Raw genomic sequence first — 19694 nt, 5'->3', positions numbered from 1 at the left:
TTCTTTGACCGTCTTCATCATTATTCTACCCTTGACCTGGTAACTATCTCTTGGCGCACGAACACCCCCCCAAAGACCTTGACAAAGCATGATGCACAGCCTAAAATAATAGGTAAGAATCTTAAACTGAACCAAGGAGTTTGAGTGAATAGAATCGCCTTCCTTACAATAGGAGTTGTGCTCCTCGTAGGATGCCTGCAGGCCAAGGCAAGCCTTGCATCGCTTGAGGAGAAGGTTGCTCGGAATCCAAACAAAGCCCGTGCCGTATACAAACTTGCAAGGCGCTACTGCGAAGAGGATTCAGCCGTTCAGGCTGTTGAAACATGGAAGCGTCTTGCGAACCTTGACTTAGAACTCGCTTCGGATGTTTTCCTTCGCACGAAGGTCGCTGTATACCTTGGAGTGGAGCCTTTCTTCCCCCAGCCCGTCTCCGACTCTATCGCTATGACGCCGCGCTTTTCACCTGACGGCAAGAGGATCGTCTTCCATTCGCTGAAGAATGATCAGATAGGCTCCATGGATTTTTCAGGAGAGAACTTCCGTTGGATTACCAACGACAAGCGACGCAATAGAGGGGTGTGCTTCGCCGGTTCACCGGACCGGTTCCTGTATATCCGTAACACCGTCGACAACTCGGGTATGGAGCTTGTATATTATAACGCCGAAGGCGGTGGCGAACCCGAAGTTCTGTTCAGCGGGTTCTCACAATTCTTTGAATCGCCGGATTGGGTCAGCGATGAATTGCCCGTGCTCTTCGGCTACATGTCCTTGGATACCAAGTCGATGGAGATCGGTTTATACGATCGCAAGGCGGGTGAGTTTATTGAGCTTACCCACAACGCATATATGAATCGTTACCCGCGTTACTCCAGCAACGGTAAACTGATAGTCTACACAAATTACCGTAGACTACAGCCCGATATATACATCATGAACTCCAGGGGGAGGGTGACAGAGAGGGTTACAAGTTGGCCGGGGACAGATATTTATCCTGACTTCGGTGATCATGACCGCAAGATAGCGTTCGTCTCGGACCGTAACGGAGGCGGACAGTTTGACGTATTTGTTTACGACCGGCGGACTGGCGAGGTTATACCTGTTACCTACAATGAGAAGATGGATACAGCCCCTGATCTTTCGGACGACGGTAACTGGCTCCTGTTCCAGTCAAACAGAGACGACGGTCGCCCACGTAGTTATATCGTTCCACTTAATCAGCCGATCTCAGCCGAGCAGTTGCTTGCCGAGATTGAGGCAAAGGGAGAACAAGGAGGTTTACGATGAAGACAAGGCCTTACGGCCTTGGAGCCCTTTTGGGAGTGTGCTTGACGGTTCTGTCCTACGGGGCTCTTGAGGCTGGGGAACTTCACTACGTTCTTGAGCTGCCTTTGAGCGAGCTCAGTTTAGACAGGGCCGGAGAGTATACGTTGGTTTCCTTCGAGGGAGCCTCATACGATGCTCCACCAAGCTATCCTCTGATACCTTTTATCACGAAGCGCTATCTCCTTCCCAGGGGGACGAAGGTCGCAGATGTTAGGCTTGAGGCTTTGAGCGTGAAGACAACCTACGTAGAGGCCCCTGTTTATCCTGCGCAACCCCCCAGACCGTTGACCGCGCAGAAGGTAGAGTTTGTGGGGCCACGTGAGGAGGTCTACGCTTCTAGCACTCCGGTTTCAGATTTCGAAGCCCAGGTTCTATACCAGGGATTGCTTGAGGGCGAGAGGGTTGCCTTGATAGCGGTTCGTCCGCTGCGCTACACGCCTGCCGAGGGCAAGTTGGAGGTGGCAGAGCAGATGGTGCTTACCGTAGGGTATGAACCCGATCCTGGCTACACACCGCCCGTGGGTATTACCCCAAGCCAGCAACGCAGACTCAACGTGAGGATCAAGGCTCTGGTCGAGAATCCGGAGATCCTAGCCCCACGGGTTACGTTCCAGCCTGCGGCTGAAAAAAACTATCGGCATGCGATAGTTACACCTTCCTTGCTTCGAGATGAGTTTCAGAAGCTTGCCGATTGGAACACCGCAAGGGGTGTTCGCGATACAGTGGTTGCTCTGGAGGCCATCGCCTCAAGCTTTTCTGGCAGGGATCTTGCAGAACAGATTCGCAACTTTGTGATCTTTGCCCACGAGCGCTGGGGAGTTGAGTATCTTCTGCTCGGAGGCGACGAGGGGCTTGTGCCCACAAGGGATTGCTTTGTCGCAAGCTATGATGGGAGCTCTAGAGACACGATCCCCACGGATATGTATTTCGGGTGCCTTGATGGGGACTGGGACGCTAACGCCAATAATACCTTCGGCGAGATGAACGACGAGGTTGATCTTTCAGTCGAGGTTACAGTGGGCAGGGCATGCGTGAATGATGTCCAGGAAGCTGGCCTTTTTGTGGGCAAGGTGGTGGTGTATCAGGATAATCCGCCACAGGGTTTTGCCTCCAAGCTGATGCTGCCTTCAGAGATCCTCTGGCCTGATCGTGGCTACTCTGGAGACGGAACCAACGATGCGATCGCCGATCTGGCGCATCCGGGAACGAGTATTGCCAAGATGTATGAGACCCAGGGTACGCTCACCCGTAACGCCTTAGAGGATTCACTCAACGCAGGGGTAGGACTTGTTCATCACTGCGCTCACGGTAACGAGATCGCCATCTCTTGCGGGCACTTGAATGGTGAGCCGTCTTTCTACAACTGGCAGGCCAGGGGACTTATCAACGCAGGGAAGATGCCTGTATACGTTGCAATATCCTGTCTCGTTGGTGCGTTCGACTACGATGGGTTCGGCGGGTGTCTTGTTGAGGCTTTCCAGTGGGCCGAACACGGCGGCACGGTCGCGTGGGTTGGAAACTCCCGCTACGGTTGGGGCACTCCCCCCACACGTGGTCCCTCGGAGTGCCTTGACGTTTCCTTCTTCGAGGAGGTATACGGCCTGGACAACCCCGAGATTGGCCCGGCGTTGGCCACAGCTAAGGAAGAGAATGCCTGGTGGGGAAACGTCTCGTATGGTCGCTGGTCCATCTACGAGCTTAACCTGCATGGTGATCCTGCCATGCCCGTGCATTCCCGTGAGCCGTCCGAGTTTGTAGTCAGCCATCCGCCCATTGTGGAAGGCCCCCAGACCCTTTACGTCACCGTTAGCTCCCAGGCCGGTTATCCTGTTGAAGGGATGCTTGTCTGCGCTCGGCAGTATCCAAACGTCTATGCTTGGGGTTATACGGACGCATCAGGTGTAGCAGCCCTGGAGATCTCACCTACCCCTGGCTTCCTGGAACTTAGGGTAACCGGAGCAAATCATTATGACTGGGTAGATAAAAATATCCTGGTAGGGGTAAGGAGGGCCGAGTTGACTATCTCACCTGACACCACCTGGTTAGATGCAGAGATAGAACCCCTCTCCTCCTCGTTTACCATCTCCAGCACCGGCACCGACTCATTGGTTGTCACGCAGATCTCGCCCTACCAGGCAACCTGGATCGACTCCATCTACCCAACGGATTGTGTTCTGGCAGCGGGCGAAGGTCGCCAGATAGAGTTCTTTGTGGACACCACCGGGCTCCCCGACTATATCTATCTGGGCAAGATTCGCATCTTAAGCAACGATCCCGACAGAACCATCGCTTATCATCCGGTGAAGCTTATCAAGGGTGACTGGCCTGACATAGAGATCACCCCCGACACCCTGGCCTTCAACATGCCGGCGGGCGATTCCCTAACCCTGGCTTGTGATGTAACAAACGGGGGGCGTGCAGAGCTTGAGGTCTCTTCTGTAACCTCCTCGGCTCATTGGATCGAAACCATCGCTCCCACCAGCTTCAACCTTGAGGTGGGTGGCCTCCAGTCCGTGGCGATCACGGTTGATACCGCAGGCCTGGGTTTCGGCACCTTCGATGCGAACGTGGTGTTTTCTACCGACGATCCTGATGAGCTTGAACGCAAGTTACCTGTGCGGTTACATATGGGTGCGCCGGATATAGCGCTCTCCCCGGATACCCTCGAGTTCTTCTTCTCCTGGGAAGACCAGAGCCGGAACAAAACCGAGGATGATCTTACCGTATCCAACGAGGGCGACCGGATACTCGAGGTTACCAACGTTATCCCAACCCGCCAGTGGATCTCGGTCTCACCGCCCACAGCATTTGACGTGGAACCGGATGGCTCCCATGACGTGTATGTCACGGTTATGCCTGAGAAACTCGGACAGGGTGTCTACAACGCCCACATCCGTGTTTACTCCAACGACACGGATGAGCCTATGGCGCTGGAACCGGTCAAGCTTCTTGTAGAGGAGATCCCACCTCGTATCTGCTGCAAACCTGATACCGCCGTCATGGACAGACAAACCATGCGGGGCAGCTTCTGGGTCTATAACCTCGGTATGAGGGATCTGGTTGTGAAGGAGATCTCCACCGAAACGCCCTGGATATACGCTCTGTATCCTAAGTCCTTTATCCTTCGAGGTCAGGACAGCGCGTATGTGACGATGATAGGTGATGCCTCCAAGGTTGGAGCCGGGCCGCCTGTGGGGATTGTCCTTGTCAAATCCAACGACACCCACAATCCTGAGTGGGAAGAGCCGGTTAAGATCGGCGGCACCTCAGGTATTGCGGAGGCGCTGCCAACCGTATTCGAGCTTTCGGAAGTATCTCCCAACCCTGTTCGAGGTCGGTGCTTGATTCGCTTCGCGGTTCCGCGTGAGGCTGCGGTTTCGCTTGCTCTATACGACGTTACCGGTCAGAAGGTTCGTACGTTCGTTGACGGCAGCATTCAGCCCGGCTATCATCTCGTCTTGTGGACCGGCGAGGACGATATAGGTCGCCAGCTCCCTCAGGGCGTATATCTTTTAAGGATGCAGAGCCCGGACTACAGCGCGGTAGAAAAGCTCGTCCTTCTGCGCTGAGGAGCTGCGCACCCGCAGGATTTTTTGTGTACTTTATAAGGGAGGGTTTCAGCAATCGGAGGGATCGGAGGGGGAGAGGCTGATAACGATGAGGGCGAGCGGGGTAGCGGTTGGTTTTTGTGTAGAGTCCTCGATCCTGCGTCCCTTCCATACGGCACGGCCTGAAATGGTGAGGCAGGTTCTTGACAGAGGAATAATTTGGACTACACTCCCAAAGACTCCTAAAGACGTTGATCTATCTCAAAAGGAGGAGCGATGATCAAACGTATAACTATAATATCCGTGATGATCCTCGGTTTTGTCTTTCTGTCGGGTTGTGAGCTCCTCGGGGACACCGAGGAGCCTACGGTCTCCATCACCCAGCCTGCGGATAACGCCGTAGTCTCAGGGACTGTGGAGATCAAAGCCACTGCAGACGACAACGAAGGCGTAACAAAGGTCGAGTTCTATGTGGACGGTAATCTTGAAGGCACCGACAACTCGGCTACCGATTCCGAGTATTCCTATTCCTGGGATGCGAGCGGCGAGGACCCGGGCAGCACTCATACGATTAAAGCCAAGGCATATGACGAAGCTGAAAACGTAGGTGAATCCTCGGTTATCACGGTTACGATCGCCGAGGGCGCAGGACCAGGTATGGAACATTGTGGAACTATCTCAGAGGATGAGACCTGGTACGCAAAAGACAATCCTCATATAGTTACGTGTGGTGTTAAAGTGGAGGCGACCCTGACCCTGGAGCCTGGGGTTATTGTCAAGTTCAACGCCGACAAAGGCCTCCTGGTAGGTTACTCCAATTCCGGGGCGCTTGTTGCCGATGGAACCGCTGACGCAGTCATTACCTTTACCAGCAATGTGAGTCCTGCCTCACCTGGTGACTGGGATGGGATTGCCTTTGGTGATGAAAACATCGATCTCACGACCAAGCTTAACAACTGCGTGATCGAATACGGTGGCGAGTACTACGGAAACATCTACTGCTATTATGCATCACCAACCATCACCAACTGCGCCATTCGCCACAGCAGCAGCTACGGGGTTTACTCCTATGAGAATGGCTTCACCGAGTTCAGTGGCAACACCATCACCTCAAACGCCGAATATCCGCTGAGGATTCATGGTGAATATGTCCGCACCCTTGGATCGAACAACACCCTTACCGGCAACACAAATGACGGGATAGAGGTTGCAGGTGATTACATCACCACCACCGGCACATGGCTCAGCCAGGGTGTTCCCTACATCATCGCCGGTGATCTGAGTATCGAAGGAACGGCAAACCCAACCATAACAATCGCTCCGGGCAACACCTTGAAGTTCGCACCGGATGTGCGGCTCAGGGTCGGCGCCTTCCATCCCGGGGCCCTAATCGCTGACGGCAGCGCTGATTCGATCACCTTCACCGCTAGCAAATCCCCACCCTCACCTGGTGACTGGGGTGGGATTGAGTTTAGTGACAATACCATCGATCCGGCGACTGTGCTCAGCCACTGCCTGATCCAATACGGCGGCGGCAACAGCTACGGAAACATCCAGTGTTGGTATGCTGATCCAACGATCACCGACTGCGAGATAGCCTATAGCAGTACGTGGGGAATCTACCTCTATTACTCTGAACTCGATCCGGCAGAGCTGCTGGCCAATAACACCTTCCACGACAACGCAGACGGCGATGTAGGTCCATAGTGCTCCTTTTGAGCGAAGCTCAAAAGATCGCAGAGATTGAAAATGTAGGCGGCCGCAAGGCCGCCTTTCTTCGTCTCTAGCTCTACATGCCTACCCTGCGTCCCTTCCATACGGCACGGCCTGTAAGGGTCACGATCATCGAATACATGGCGATCACAAAACCAATGAGCATACTTACGGGATACAGAAAGGCGAGATGGATCGGGAACCGAAAGCGCCAAAGGGAGATTCCCCAGAGTAGGAGCGAGATTCCGATCGCAGCACCCGCAAGGATGAGCGAAAGATCTGATATCGGCACACCGCCTATCCTTAATGCAAGAACCACCAGCGGCTCCCAGAACACGATCGCAAGCCAGAGCCAGATCAGGAGAAATATCGGCACACTGCGATTGAAGGCGGCGTAAAGGCTCTTCGCAAAGCCCTCAAACGCTTCTCTGAAATTACTGTACATCCAACAACTGATGCGGTCCTGGCCGTCTGCAAGTCTCCACCGGAACCCTTGGGCTTTTATTATTCTTCCAATGGCTATGTCGTCAACCGGATTGGTTCTCACCGCCTCAAAGCCGCCTACCTTCTGGTAAGCCTCGCGCCGGAAGAGCATGAACCCTCCGATGGCAGCGCAGAGTGCAGGCCAATGAACCCGGTATGCGATGCTCAGAGGAAGTAAGGCCAAAAGACCCGATGGCAGAAGAGGCACGATTAACTTCGCACCCCACGAGCCGACCTCTTCTGCAGGTAAAGCGGTCAAGAGATCGGCGTCTTCACTGATCAGGGCGGCCACCGCATCACGCAGTGCCAGGTGATGGTGTTGGGTGTCGGCGTCCGTGAATAGAAAGAGCTCCCCTGAGGCCTCTTCAGCCATCTGCTGGCATGCCCAGTGCTTGCCCAGCCAATCGGAAGGTAAGGGTTTACCCTTGATTATCCTCAGCTTTTTATTCTCCCTTGCCAGTTCCTGCAGTATCTCCCACGTCCTATCAGTGGAGTGGTCGTCAAGAACCAGTAGCTCGAAGTCGTGATAGTCTTGGCTCAGGAGAGACTCAACGCACGATGAGATGTTTTTTTCCTCGTTGCGCGCTGGGACCATCACCGAGACCCGAGGGAGATGCTTGGGCAAGGGGTATCTACCTAAACGCATTCGATTTAGGATAATGAGATTGCTTATGACGACAGCTAGAACTACCAGGAGGAAAACAATAATAGCTGCCTGCGGAGTCCAGAAAGCGTTCAATATATTCTGCTCCTCTTAGTCATTGCCGTCTCTTAACTATACCCTGGAACTATGGGGTGTCAAGGAGTGATGGGGATCAACCTTGCTTGGTTTTGGGCCGCAGTCTTCTGGTAATAGTCAAGTAGGCGGCGAAGATCGTGGCAAGAAGCTGAAGAAATGGAGATATGACAATCATCAGCACAAGCCAGCCTACAAAGCTCAGTTTGGGATCGTATAGGATCATGGGGATGCCGAAGTTGATAAAGTCTGCGGCAGGATCGAAGAGCATGGAAACCGTTCTACCCCAGAGCACGGCCATAAAAACAAAGGTTACCCCGGATGTAATAAGCGAGTCCCTGAGAATCTTCACCAGAGCGTCCTTGATCTCCAGGTTGAGTAAAAGATGCCTTCGTGCCAGATACCACCCGATCGGGAATCCCAGGAATATGCAGAAGACCGGAACCCCCATCCCTGCGCCTACGCAGATTAGATCCAGAACAACAAAGATAGGGAAGGCGATCCACGATTTTAACTTAAAGAACTTCATACCCTAATTGACGCCAGAATTTGCACGATGTCAATGTACACTCAACGCGTCTGCTTTGGAGTGCAATGACCGTGTCATTGCGAGTTCTATCGACGATATAAGCAACAAGGCGGTTGTTGCATAACAAAGATATTTCCTCCCCCTTGATGGGGGAGGAAGCCTCTCCGTAGGAGAGGTAGGTGGGGGTGAATCACCCTCCCCCTACCCCCTCCCGTCAAGGGAGGGGGATTTTTTGTTCATTTGCGGCATAGGAATTGGGCCGACCTTCAGGTCGGCCCGATTATTCTGCGATCTTTTTGTCCGCAGGGCAAAAAGGAGCACTCAAAAAATAGGGGCAAGGCATGCCTTGCCCCTACAATATTGTCTTTGGTGAGGCGGCTACTTTGCCTCTTCGGCGATGAGCTCGGCTAACCGTTTGGCGCCTTCAAGTATCTGCTCCTCGGATGGGAAGCTGAAGTTGATGCGCATGGCGTTCTGGCCACCTCCGTCGCAGTGGAACGCCGTACCCACAACGTAGGCCACCTTCTTGTCGATCGCCTTGGGGAAGATCTCGTTGGCGCTCATGTACTCGGGTAGCTTGACCCACAGAAACAATCCGCCTTCGGGCCTGGTCCATGAAAGTCCTTCAAGTTTTGGCATGTGCTTCTCAAAGGCCTCAAGGATCACGTCGCGTTTACGGTGATAGGCCTTGCGGATTTCGGCTATCTGTTTGTCCAAGAGACCCTGCTTCATGTACTCGGCAAGCAGCATCTGTCCGAATGGTGAGGTACATAAATCGACTGGCTGCTTGCCCATGACCAGCTTATCCATGACCGCCTTGTTCCGGGTGATTAACCAGCCTATACGGAGGCCGGGAATCAGAATCTTGGAGAAGGTATGCAGTGTGATGACGCGTTCTTCGTCATCAAGCAGAATGAACGGTGGGATCGCTTCTCCTTCGAAGCGGAGTTCGCGGTACGGGGTATCCTCGATCAAAAGTGTGTTGCACTCACGCGCTAGCCCCAGCACCTGTAACCGGCGCTCCTTGTTCATGGTTACGCCGGAAGGGTTCTGGAAGTCGGGCACCACGTAGATGAACTTGGGGGTCCTTCCTGCGTTCTTGAGTTCGGCAAGCTTGGCCTTAAGGGCATCGACCTTCATGCCGTGCTCATCCAGCTGGACGCCGTGCATGTCGGCACCGTAGGAGCGGAACGCCTGTATGCCGCCAAGGTAGGAGGGCAGTCCCATCACAATGGGGTCGCCTTCGTTGATGAACGCCTTGCCCAGCAGATCAAGCCCCTGCTGGGAGGCGGTGGTTACAAGCACCTGCTCCGGCGTTACCTCAACGCCGCCGCGCTTCTCGAATTCAACCAGCTGGTTGATCAACCCTGGATCACCCTCGGTAGGGCCGTACTGCAGCGCCTTGGCCCCGTTCTCTGCCAGGACCTTGACCGAGATATCCTTGAACTCCTCGATAGGAAACAGGTCGGGTGCGGGCAGCCCACCCGCAAAGCTGATTATGTCCGGTTTTCGCGTGAGTTTTAGCAACTCACGTATTTCTGAACGGCGCATCCGGTTGGCTGTATTGGAGAATAAATGGTTTGCATCAAAAGGCACGTGACCTCCTTGTTCTTTCACCTGAGTCTACTCATAAAAATCTTCTTGACAACCCCTAATGCACCCCATACGGCTACTTCGCATCCGCGCGGGGCCCCCGAAAATTTGTTATCCTTGACAGTGCCGCGATCGCGTTCTATAATCTAAGAATGAGTAACGATAAGCAAGGATACCAGGGTAGGCTGGAGCGGTTGGATGCCAACCGCTGGCGTATCCCCCGCCAGGGAGGGATGAAGACCGACGGGGTGATCTATACGAGCGAGAAGCTTCTTTCCACGCTAATCAAAGACAACGCGCCCCAGCAGGTTGCAAACGTTGCACATCTTCCCGGGATAGTCGGCTACTCGATGGCGATGCCTGACATCCACTGGGGCTACGGCTTCCCCATAGGCGGTGTGGCCGCGTTTGATGTAAATGAAGGCGTTATCTCCCCTGGAGGCGTTGGCTACGACATCAACTGCGGTGTTCGACTGCTGCGGACTAATCTTGAGACAGATGAGGTCAAGCCCAAACTCCGCGAGCTGCTGCAGGCTATCTACTCCGCGGTTCCTGCAGGCGTGGGTAAGAAGGGACGCATCCGGATATCTCGTGAGGAGCTGAAAAAAGTTCTCCTACAGGGCGCGCGCTGGGCGGTAAATAAAGGATACGGCTGGAGCCAGGATTTGGCTCATACAGAGGAAGAAGGTAGTCTTGCTGGAGCCGACCCATCCGTGATCTCTCCTCGCGCTTACGAACGCGGCCTTCCTCAGATCGGCACCCTGGGCGCGGGCAACCACTTTTTGGAGATTCAGCGTGTGGATGAGATTTACGACACTAAAGCTGCTGAAGTCATGGGGTTAAGAAAAGGTCAGGTCGTTGTGATGATCCATACCGGTTCGCGCGGGTTCGGCTACCAGGTCTGCGACGACGCGGTAAAGAAGCTGGGCCACACTGTTGCGAAGTATCATCTCTCCATACCTGATCGGCAGCTTGCCTGCGCGCCGATCTCGTCACCTGAAGGCAAAGCCTACTTCGGTGGTATGGCTGCTGCGGCAAACTACGCCTGGGCCAACCGCCAGGCGATTATGCACTGGGTCAGAGAGGCGTTCGAGCAAGCCTTTGGCATGGGCGCAGAAAAACTGGGTCTTCAACTGGTCTACGACGTGGCGCACAACATCGCCAAGTTCGAGGAGCACGAGGTGGATGGTCGCAAACGCAAACTCTGTGTGCATCGTAAGGGAGCGACGCGCGCGTTCGGCCCCGGACATCCGGATATACCCTCCGACTACCGCTCAATCGGGCAGCCGGTCATCATCCCAGGTGACATGGGCACCGCATCCTACGTGCTTGTCGGCACCGAGAAGGCGATGCAGGAGAGCTTCGGCTCAACCTGTCACGGCGCGGGTCGTGTATGGTCACGCTCCAGGGCGCTGCGGGAAGTTCGCGGCTACGAGGTCAAATCCAGGCTCCAGCGCGAAGGAATCCTGGTTTTATCCGTCAGCACCAAGACCCTTGCAGAGGAGACACCCGAGGCATACAAGGACGTGGACGAAGTGGTGGAAGTGACCCATAACGCAGGTATCTCGGCAAAGGTCGCGCGGATGCGTCCCCTGGGGGTCATCAAAGGGTGATCGACCCTGCGGTCCGCGAACGCATAAACGCCGCTCCACACAAGCCAGGGGTTTATGTATTCAAGGATGCCCGCAACCGGGTGCTCTACGTGGGCAAGGCGTCCGACCTGGCAAATCGCCTGCATTCCTACCTCTCGCCAACCGAACCCAAGACCAGGGCTTTTGTTGATAAGGCGGCACTTCTCGATCTAACCCTTACCGCGACTGAGGCAGAGGCACTCATCTACGAAGAAAACCTCATCAAGCTCTCAAGGCCGCGCTACAACATCCGCTACCGCGACGACAAGCGCTATCCCTATCTCAAGGTCACCGTCAAGGAAGCGTTCCCGCGCATCTTTGTTACGCGCAACGAGCGCCGTGACGGCAGCCTTCTCTTCGGTCCCTACTCCTCGGCCAAGAATCTTAAACGCACCCTGGATGCGGTAAAGCGCATCTTCAAGATCCGCACCTGCCACTACGATCTTCCTCAGGACCATCCCGAACGCCCCTGTCTTTTGTTCCAGCTCAAGCTCTGCTCCGCCCCCTGTCAGAAGGGGTTCCCCAAAGAGGAGTATGCAAACCAGCTTAAAGGACTTATAGACTTCCTCATGGGGCACTCCGAAAAACTCGAGGAGGAAACCGAGCGCCGCATGTGGGAGACCTCCGAGGCCGAGCAGTTCGAGGTGGCAGCCCTCCTCAGAGATCAGCTTCTGGCAATTCGCGAAGTAAAACGTTATGCTAAAGAAGCATCGCAGGACGCCACCCCGCGCGATTTCATTGCAGTTGCTCGGCATGCGTCACGTGCAGCCGCCGTGCTTCTCAAGCTCAGGGAAAGACGAATGTACGCATCAGAAACCTTCATGCTTACTGTACCCCCTCACACCAGTGATGCCGATCTTATCCACACCGTGCTTCGCTTCATCTACACCCACACCTACGACGTGCCTGATGAGATCGTGCTCCCTTTGCTTCCCGAAGACCCTGAGGTATTCATTGACTGGTTTGCCCACTACCGTGATAAAAAGGTAAAGCTTTCAGCAAACGTGCGCGAGGAGAAACGCCATCTTTTGGGGATAGCCGATGAGAACGCTAAGCTCGCACTTGTCCAGGATGCCGAGACCACGCGGACTGATCCTTTGCTCATCAAACTTCAGGAGTATCTTCATCTTCCTGCCACCCCCCAGCACATAGAGATGATAGATATCTCCAACATCCAGGGAACCAACCCTACCGGTTCCATCGTTGTGTTTAAGAACTCATGTCCTGCCAAGTCCCATTATAGAAAGTTCAAGATAAAAACGGTTGAAGGCGCCAACGACCCGGCGATGATGGCCGAGGTGGTGGCGCGCAGGGTTAACCGTCTTCAGAAGGAGGGCAAGAGCCTTCCTGACCTCCTGATACTAGACGGCGGTAAGTCCCAGCTCTCCGTGGTCCGAGAGCTTCTTAACAAGATAGACGTTGACCTTTCTGTCTTTGCCTTTGCCAAGACCCACGATCATCTGTTCGGTCGGGACGGCAAGGAGGTGGTGATTCCGGGGAGTGAGGCAGTTCTTAAACTTCTCAAACGAATCCGCAACGAATCGCACCGATTCGCCGTGACCTACCACCGCAAGCTTCGTTTTAAGGCGGGCATTGCTTCCGAGCTTGACGCGATCCCCGGAGTGGGCCCCAAACGCGCGAAAGACTTGGTGCAGTTCTTCGGCTCGGTGCCTCGTATCCGTAAGGCTTCTATCGAAGAGTTAAGAGCTGCTCCTGGAATAGGTCCTGCATTAGCTGAGACAATCTACCGACATTTTCACAAGGGATGATGAAACCGCAGATTGCGCAGATTAACGCAGATTTTTTTCACCCTCCCCCTTGCCCCTCCCATCAAGGGAGGGGATGTCTATTATCCTTCAAAAGCTGTCTGTCATTTTTGGAAGGGCACCTGAATGATTTTTACTTCTGCGATCTTTCGTTCTACGGACGAAAGGAGCATTATATTATGGAGTGCAATGACCGCGTCATTGCCGTTACAGATGCAACAACATGGTTGTTGCACTCCAAAGTAGGATTAAGGAGAATTTTTGCAGAAGAATCAGTTTGACGACGTAACCCTGGAACGATTCATAGTTGGAACCCTTGAGGTCAACTGTTATCTTTTAACAACCGAGGATTCGGCGATCCTTATAGACCCAGGATTCCCTGAGGATGAGCTGGTGGAGCGGGTTGAATCCCTGAATTATCTTGAATCGCGGATGATCCTTCTTACCCACGGGCACTTTGACCATACCACAGCGTGCCCCTTGCTTAAGAAGAATGGCTGGAAGGTGGCGCTGCATCCTGAGGACAGATTCCTCCTCAATCGGGTCTCGCCAGATTTTGCCGGTCTTGGCTACGTAGATGAACCCTTTGAGCCCTCCATGTCTTTGTGGGATGGGGTATGCTTTAACATAGGCAGCATAACGCTTGAGGTTGTCGCCACCCCCGGTCACTCCCCTGGAAGCGTGTGTTTTATCGAACGCAAGAGGCGCTGGGCGTTCACCGGCGACACGCTTTTCGCAGACTCCATCGGACGCAGCGATCTTCCCGGAGGTGACGAGCAGACCCTTATGCAGTCCCTGGAGAAACTCAAAGGAGTTCTTGAACCCGAGACCCTGGTTCTGTCCGGTCACGGGGGCAGGGCGAAGTTCAGCACCATCTTAAGGATTAATCCCTTCCTTCAAGATTAATTGCATTATTCACCTAAAAAAAAGCGCGACCTGGGGCCGCGCTTCTAGCTTATAAACCCGTTTGATTATTTCCTCGTAGGAGGTCTTACCCCTCCTTCTGAGATCTCCTCCGAAGCCTCTCGAGAGAAGTGCAGCTCTACCCGGCGGTTGGCTCTGCGACCGCTGCGGTAGCGGTTGTCGCCCACAGGATAACGTTCGCCGCCGGTCGCGATCTGCATCCGGGTTACCTTGATACCGCGCATCAGAAGATAGCCGGCTACAGATTCGGCTCGCTTTTTGCCTAACGTCAGGTTGACACCATCAGAGCCTACGCTGTCGGTGTGTCCGGTTATGACTACCGTAGCATCTGGGTTCTCTTCGAGGAGTTCGGCCACCTTCTCAAGCTCGACCATCTGTTCGAAACCGATGTCGCTGTGTCCCCTGCCGAAGCCGCCTATGGTTATGGGTTCAAGCTCTGCGGGTTTGGGCTTCTCGATGGGGGTAAGGAATACGTCCACCATCTTGTTTTCGGCAATTCCGATGGTCAGGGTGGTGTGGTCTTCGTGATAACCTGGCGCTTTGGTCTTCATACGGTAAGTAGCGGGTTCGATTTTGGTTCGGAAGTAACCGGTGACAGCATCGGATGAGATAGAGGGGAGAACCTCGCCCGTCTCGATGTCATGGAAGCTTACCACCGCACGCAGCGGATCTGCGGTTTCGGCGTCTGCGACTATGCCTGCGATAAAGGACTCCTTTATTGGATCCATAGCAATGGTAAGGGTGAGTGCCTCGCCGACCTCCTCGGCTGCAACCGTCTCAGGATGGTAGCCTTCCTTGGTTGCGTTGATCTCGTCGCCTTCCATAAGCTCAGGCAGAACGAATCGGCCCGTGCTATCAGAGTAGAAGATGGTGTCTATCAGAGCCCCTGAGAGCTGAATCTTGGCGCCCTCGATTGGTTGTCCGGTCTCAGCGTTCTTGACCAGACCTTCAATCAGCTTCTCCTTGGGGCGGATCAGGTCTCCGCCGATACCCAGACCTGCGTAAAGTGAGGAGGTGGCAGTGAAGTTCATCGGGTCGGCGCCGCCGCCAACGTGTAAGAGGAACGCAAAGTTTTCTCCAAGGTAGATCGGCAATCTCAAACCTGCGCTGGCATGGGTGGATATTCCGGTTAGGCTGGCTTCAGGTGAGTCCATTGTAAGGCCGTAGTTCAGATTGAACTCCGCAAACAGATTAAACCATTTCAGCGGGGATGATTCAATAGCAAAGCCGCCGATGATGGTCTGGGGGTAGGAGACGGTGGAATCGGGGCCAAAGTTATGGGCGCTTCGGTACCAGTAGCCTGCATTGAGGTGAGTAGATATGTACTGGGATTCGAGCGAGAAGAGTAGCCTGCCGCCGAACTCAGGACCCGCCTCCTCAAATGGGTAGTAGCCCAGATACTGACTCATTGTCTGGTTGGCCCCTGCATCGAATTCGAAGGGGATAGACATGAGGAAGAATCCGTCCAAGGCCATCGCGATGGACAGGGGTTTATCCAGAGGCGTGAACGGTATGCTTCCCTTCACGTGTCCGCCTACATCGGTAAGTCCGAATGCGTTGGCCGAGGGGTCAACGTTCATGTAGAAGTAGCCGGAACCGTATGCTGAGAACTCAAGGTAGTGCCATGGGGTGAATCCCAGTGAGACCACGGGCTTTGCCGCCCAGATGTCGTATGTGTTCTGGACTGCTCCGGCGGAGTCCTGGAAGATGACGTGATCCTTGTAGCCTTCTGAAGCCATATAGAACCAAAGGTAGCCCATGTTCTCGCAGCGTGCCGAGTAAACGAAGTCCGTGCCTCGGGTGCCTTGCAGGGTGGGCAGGGCAAAGCTAAGGCTTGCAGCAATTAGAAGAAGGGCGATAGGCCTTTTCATCTAGCCTCCTCGAGGATTAATTCCTTGCCTGTGATAAGTGAAACCCTTCTACCTGAGCTTAGGTTGATGGTAACACCCGCCGATTGCGAGAAAGCCTGCGTAGCGCTTCCACTCTCCAGATCAATGGTTGCGTGCCCCTCGTTTTGATCGGGAATGTGGTCGTAGTAAGCCTCACCGTCCGGATCGCATAGAAGGATAGCCACCACGTCAATTTGACCGGTAGGATTGTTGAGGTCTTCTTTGGTAACACTTCCCTTGACCGAATCGGCATCGGTAGCTTGATAGAGTGAACCCGTCTGACCAACCTCTGACCATCCTGGGGTGACAAGAGTAGCGTCCCATGCAAACACAAGATTCTCGTTAATTATACTGCCGTCGGCTGTGTCGGACCCCACGAACATCATGTAGTCGGCACCGATGTCGTTGGGAACCGCCTCAGCACCCCAGCCCGGAGTCGATGTAGAAAGCCCGGTCGTAGCATCTCGATCCGTATCGAAGTAGACCGCGAACTGGACGTCCCGCGTCGCGTCAGGGATCGAACCGTAGCTCTCTACTTTAAACCCCAGGATCTCGTCTGAGAAGTCCGCGTCAACGTAGAGGTAGTGCCCGTTATAGGGTACGTTCCCGTCGTCCGGGTCATCTACAAGAAGCAGCCAGTCGCCCGGGCCGGTGTAGACGATGCGCTCACGGCACCCGGGCAGTAACACCGTCAGGATAAGAAGCGTTGCTAAAATAAGAGGTGTGCGTTTCATCATTCTACTCCTTAGCGTGTTACTATGATTTTTGAGGCCGCGTGCCCTTCTGGTGCCTTAAGACGCAGGAAGTAGACACCCGGTCCAACCAGAAGACCCTTATCATTGCACAGATCCCACAAGGTTTCGTATTCACCCGCTGGAACCTCCTCTGACAGGAGCCGCCTGATCAACTGGCCGTTGACGTTGTAAATTGAGAGTTCGATGTTGGTAGATACGGGCGTTCCGTAGCGTATCTCGACCTCGCTCTGGGCGATACTGGTAAGTGCCGCCGTCTGGGTAAAGAAGTCGCTGGGCAGCACAAATAAGTATACGGTGTCGCTTGTCGAATCAGAGCCGGCCGCATCGAAGACGGTGAGCTGAACCCTAAACTCGCCTGCAGAGGTATATACGTGTGCGGGGTTCTGCTCGGTCGAGGTCCCATTGTCCCCGAAGTTCCAAGACCACGAGGTGGGATCGCCTGTAGACTGATCGGTAAATGTTACCTCCATGCGGTGCGTAAGGGGCACGTACCCTATCGAGGGGTTGGCGGTGAACGCCGCCTGAAGAGGCTCGGTGACCGTGATGTAGTCTGGTTTGGTCTCGGTGTCCGAACCGTCCGCGTTGGTAGCGGTGAGGCTCACCGTGTAGGTCCCTACCGCGTTGTAGGTGTGTTGAGGATTCTGATCCGCCGATGAGCCGCCGTCCCCGAAGCTCCACGACCACGAAGTAGGGCTGTCCGAGGACAGGTCGGTGAATGCAACGTCCAGTGGGGCAGGACCGCTCGTAGGGTCGGCGGAGAAGTTGGCATCCGGAGGTTGAGGAGCGCTGATTACCGTAATGTAGCCTGGTTTGGTCTCCGTGTCCGAGCCGTATGCGTTGGTAGCAGTCAGGGAGACGGTGTAGGTGCCCACGTTATCGTAGCGGTAGGTTGGATTCTGGGTTGTGGCGGTTCCGCCGTCGCCGAAGTCCCAGGACCAGGAGGTCGGGTTTTCGGTGGACAGGTCGGTGAACGTTACATCGAGAGGCTCGGTTCCGGATCGGGGGTCAGCCGTGAAGTCCGCTGCAGGGAGCGGGCCGCTCGTCACGGTGATGTAGTTGGTTTTTACCTCGGTATCCTCGCCGTCCGCGTTCCGAACGGTAAGGGATACGGTATACGTCCCCTCGCTGTCGTATACGTGGGTTGGATTCTGGGTTGTGGATGTTCTTGTATCGCCGAAGTCCCATGACCAGGAGGTAGGATCGCCGGTGGAAAGATCGGTAAAACTCACCGTCAGGGGAGCAGGGCCTGAGCGTGGATCGGCGGTGAAATCCGCATCCGGAGGGGCCTGACCTGAAACTACACCCTTCACACGAAGCATAAGATCCACACTGTCTCCCAAGGACATGCCTTCGGGCCACGGTGGAGCCAAACTGAGGCTATCAAACGGTAACCACTCGGGATCCGTATCGAAAACGGCATACGCCCACGAGACATGATTGGGTGGAGCACCGCCGTCCAATGCCAGGCCGGGGTTGTCGTTCACCTTGTTCTCGACCGCGAAGTAGAAGCTCCCGGATTCGATCGTGATATCCAGGTCGCTCACGTCAAACCAGTTGAACGCCCCCACCTGGACCGCGGCTACTTCCTTGCGCCCCAGCTCAGCACCGGGTTCAGCGCCGTCGTCGAAAAACACAAGGTAGCACGGTTGGTCCCAGTTGTCAGGATCGTCACTCCAACCTATAGGTACGTAGCAGGCTGCTGTAACGGTGAATGGATAGTTCCCGGTTCCAGGGGTAAGCTTCACGGCCATTCGATCGCCTGCACTCATCTTGAAGCCAAAGTTTACCGGGGTAGCCTCATCCTCTATTAGCTCTATGGTATCCTGAGGCATCGCAAGGTTTGGTGCTCTATTAAGGGTTGCCTCAGATGCAGTAAGCTGTTGGCTTTCTATTAGGGAGGGCTCTCTGGAGAGAGCGGCGTTATTGGAGGAAATGGCAGTGGGTTCTACTTCGTATATCTTCCGCGTCCCCTTTGAGGACGCGGCGGTAGGTAGGGCTAGGCCGAGGCTTATCCCTACCAGAAGAAGGACGATAGTTCGTTTCATCTTGCCTCCTCGATTAATTCTTTGCCTGTGATAAGCGAAACTCTTCTGTCTGAACCTCCATCAACGGCAACACCCGCTGCTTGCGAGAAAGCCTGCGTAGCGCTTCCGCTCTCCAGGTCAATGGTTACGTGCCCCTCGTTTTGATCGGGAATGTGGTCGTAGTAAGCCTCACCGTCCGGATCGCATAGAAGGATAGCCACCACGTCAATTTGACCGGTAGGATTGCCAAGGATATCCAAACTGATGGTGCCCTTTACCGAGTCGGTATTTGCCGGGCGATAGGGGTCTTGTACCGAACCTGCGGGCGTCTCGGACCATCCGTTGACATTGCCGTCCCACGCATAGATCTCATCCTCGTTGATCCTGTCGCCTTCTGCGAATTCAGCGCCCGCCAACATCATGAAGTCAGCACCGATGTTGTTCGGAACCGCCTCAGCACCCCAGTCCGGAGTCGACGTAGAAAGACCTGTTGAAGCATCCTGATCGGTATCGAAATAGATCGTAAGGATTACATCATCATAGGCATCAGGGATCGGTGCATACGTCTCGACTTTGAACTCCAGGACGCCATCTGAGAAGTCCGCATCAACATATAGGTAGTGAGCGTTGTAGCCCACTGCTCCATCGTCCGGGTCATCTGCCAGAAGCAGCCAGTCGCCCGGGCCGGTATATACGATGCGTTCACGACATCCGGGCAGTAACACCGTCAGGATAAGAAGTACTGCTAAAATAAGAGGTGTGCGTTTCATCATTCCACTC

The 19694-nt window shown here is 54.5% G+C and carries 13 protein-coding genes; 6 read left to right on the top strand and 7 right to left on the bottom strand.

Annotation, left to right across the window (positions count from 1 at the left end; genetic code table 11):
* The first annotated feature begins 144 nt into the window (after positions 1-144).
* The 3 genes from CEE36_00685 (at position 145) to CEE36_00675 (ending at position 6578) form a co-directional block, all read left to right on the top strand.
* A complete protein-coding gene (locus tag CEE36_00685) occupies positions 145-1284 on the top strand; it encodes a hypothetical protein (GenBank protein ID TKJ44290.1) in 1140 nt (379 codons plus the stop codon).
* Positions 1281-4892, top strand: a complete 3612-nt coding sequence (locus CEE36_00680; protein ID TKJ44289.1) for a hypothetical protein — start codon at positions 1281-1283, stop codon at positions 4890-4892. The genes CEE36_00685 and CEE36_00680 overlap by 4 nt, the downstream gene beginning before the upstream one ends.
* 255 nt (positions 4893-5147) lie before the next feature.
* The gene (locus tag CEE36_00675; protein TKJ44288.1) at positions 5148-6578 is read left to right on the top strand and encodes a hypothetical protein; all 1431 of its coding nucleotides are present in this window, start codon (positions 5148-5150) and stop codon (positions 6576-6578) included.
* Between the two features lie 82 nt (positions 6579-6660).
* Here CEE36_00675 and CEE36_00670 read toward each other — a convergent pair whose 3' ends face one another.
* The 3 genes from CEE36_00670 to CEE36_00660 all read right to left on the bottom strand — a co-directional run bounded on the left by CEE36_00670 (position 6661) and on the right by CEE36_00660 (position 9883).
* Positions 6661-7806 carry a glycosyl transferase family 2 gene (locus tag CEE36_00670; GenBank protein ID TKJ44287.1) on the bottom strand — a complete coding sequence of 382 codons (1146 nt, stop codon included), beginning with the start codon at positions 7804-7806 and terminating at the stop codon, positions 6661-6663.
* Positions 7807-7882: 76 nt separating this feature from the next.
* Complete coding sequence (locus CEE36_00665) at positions 7883-8332, bottom strand: hypothetical protein (GenBank protein TKJ44286.1); 450 nt, start codon at positions 8330-8332, stop codon at positions 7883-7885.
* A gap of 378 nt (positions 8333-8710) precedes the next feature.
* Complete coding sequence (locus CEE36_00660; GenBank protein TKJ44456.1) at positions 8711-9883, bottom strand: aminotransferase; 1173 nt, start codon at positions 9881-9883, stop codon at positions 8711-8713.
* 194 nt (positions 9884-10077) lie between these two features.
* Between CEE36_00660 and CEE36_00655 the strand changes: the two genes are divergently transcribed.
* From CEE36_00655 to CEE36_00645, 3 genes are all read left to right on the top strand, one after another.
* On the top strand, positions 10078-11538 hold the full coding sequence (locus CEE36_00655; protein TKJ44285.1) for an RNA-splicing ligase RtcB: 1461 nt from the start codon (positions 10078-10080) through the stop codon (positions 11536-11538).
* Positions 11535-13325, top strand: coding sequence for an excinuclease ABC subunit C (locus CEE36_00650; GenBank protein TKJ44284.1), 1791 nt, complete (start codon positions 11535-11537; stop codon positions 13323-13325). The genes CEE36_00655 and CEE36_00650 overlap by 4 nt, the downstream gene beginning before the upstream one ends.
* A 258-nt stretch (positions 13326-13583) precedes the next feature.
* Positions 13584-14228 (top strand): MBL fold metallo-hydrolase, encoded by a 645-nt coding sequence (locus tag CEE36_00645; protein ID TKJ44283.1) that lies wholly within the window; start codon positions 13584-13586, stop codon positions 14226-14228.
* A gap of 65 nt (positions 14229-14293) precedes the next feature.
* On the opposite strand, the gene CEE36_00640 is transcribed toward CEE36_00645, so the two are convergent.
* From CEE36_00640 to CEE36_00625, 4 genes are read right to left on the bottom strand one after another with little or no spacing between them, the layout of a single operon-like run.
* Positions 14294-16117, bottom strand: a complete 1824-nt coding sequence (locus CEE36_00640) for a hypothetical protein (protein ID TKJ44282.1) — start codon at positions 16115-16117, stop codon at positions 14294-14296.
* On the bottom strand, positions 16114-16869 hold the full coding sequence (locus CEE36_00635) for a hypothetical protein (protein TKJ44281.1): 756 nt from the start codon (positions 16867-16869) through the stop codon (positions 16114-16116). Before CEE36_00635 ends, CEE36_00640 begins: the two co-directional genes overlap by 4 nt.
* Before the next feature lie 11 nt (positions 16870-16880).
* The gene (locus tag CEE36_00630) at positions 16881-18935 is read right to left on the bottom strand and encodes a hypothetical protein (protein TKJ44280.1); all 2055 of its coding nucleotides are present in this window, start codon (positions 18933-18935) and stop codon (positions 16881-16883) included.
* On the bottom strand, positions 18932-19684 hold the full coding sequence (locus CEE36_00625; protein ID TKJ44279.1) for a hypothetical protein: 753 nt from the start codon (positions 19682-19684) through the stop codon (positions 18932-18934). Before CEE36_00625 ends, CEE36_00630 begins: the two co-directional genes overlap by 4 nt.
* Positions 19685-19694: the final 10 nt, after the last annotated feature.

This window comes from candidate division TA06 bacterium B3_TA06, from assembly GCA_005223075.1.
Classification (GTDB): Bacteria; Hydrothermota; Tepidihabitantia; order B3-TA06; family B3-TA06; genus B3-TA06.
This window is presented reverse-complemented; position numbering and strand designations above follow the sequence as displayed.

What these genes read in the sequence shown, in the direction of transcription:
- CEE36_00680 (TKJ44289.1), top strand. Translation starts at nt 1,281, where the DNA reads ATGAAGACAAGGCCTTACGGCCTTGGAGCCCTTTTGGGAGTGTGCTTG.
- CEE36_00675 (TKJ44288.1), top strand. Translation starts at nt 5,148, where the DNA reads ATGATCAAACGTATAACTATAATATCCGTGATGATCCTCGGTTTTGTC.
- CEE36_00665 (TKJ44286.1), bottom strand. Translation starts at nt 8,332, where the DNA reads ATGAAGTTCTTTAAGTTAAAATCGTGGATCGCCTTCCCTATCTTTGTT.
- CEE36_00660 (TKJ44456.1), bottom strand. Translation starts at nt 9,883, where the DNA reads ATGCGCCGTTCAGAAATACGTGAGTTGCTAAAACTCACGCGAAAACCG.
- CEE36_00655 (TKJ44285.1), top strand. Translation starts at nt 10,078, where the DNA reads ATGAGTAACGATAAGCAAGGATACCAGGGTAGGCTGGAGCGGTTGGAT.
- CEE36_00640 (TKJ44282.1), bottom strand. Translation starts at nt 16,117, where the DNA reads ATGAAAAGGCCTATCGCCCTTCTTCTAATTGCTGCAAGCCTTAGCTTT.
- CEE36_00635 (TKJ44281.1), bottom strand. Translation starts at nt 16,869, where the DNA reads ATGAAACGCACACCTCTTATTTTAGCAACGCTTCTTATCCTGACGGTG.
- CEE36_00630 (TKJ44280.1), bottom strand. Translation starts at nt 18,935, where the DNA reads ATGAAACGAACTATCGTCCTTCTTCTGGTAGGGATAAGCCTCGGCCTA.
- CEE36_00625 (TKJ44279.1), bottom strand. Translation starts at nt 19,684, where the DNA reads ATGAAACGCACACCTCTTATTTTAGCAGTACTTCTTATCCTGACGGTG.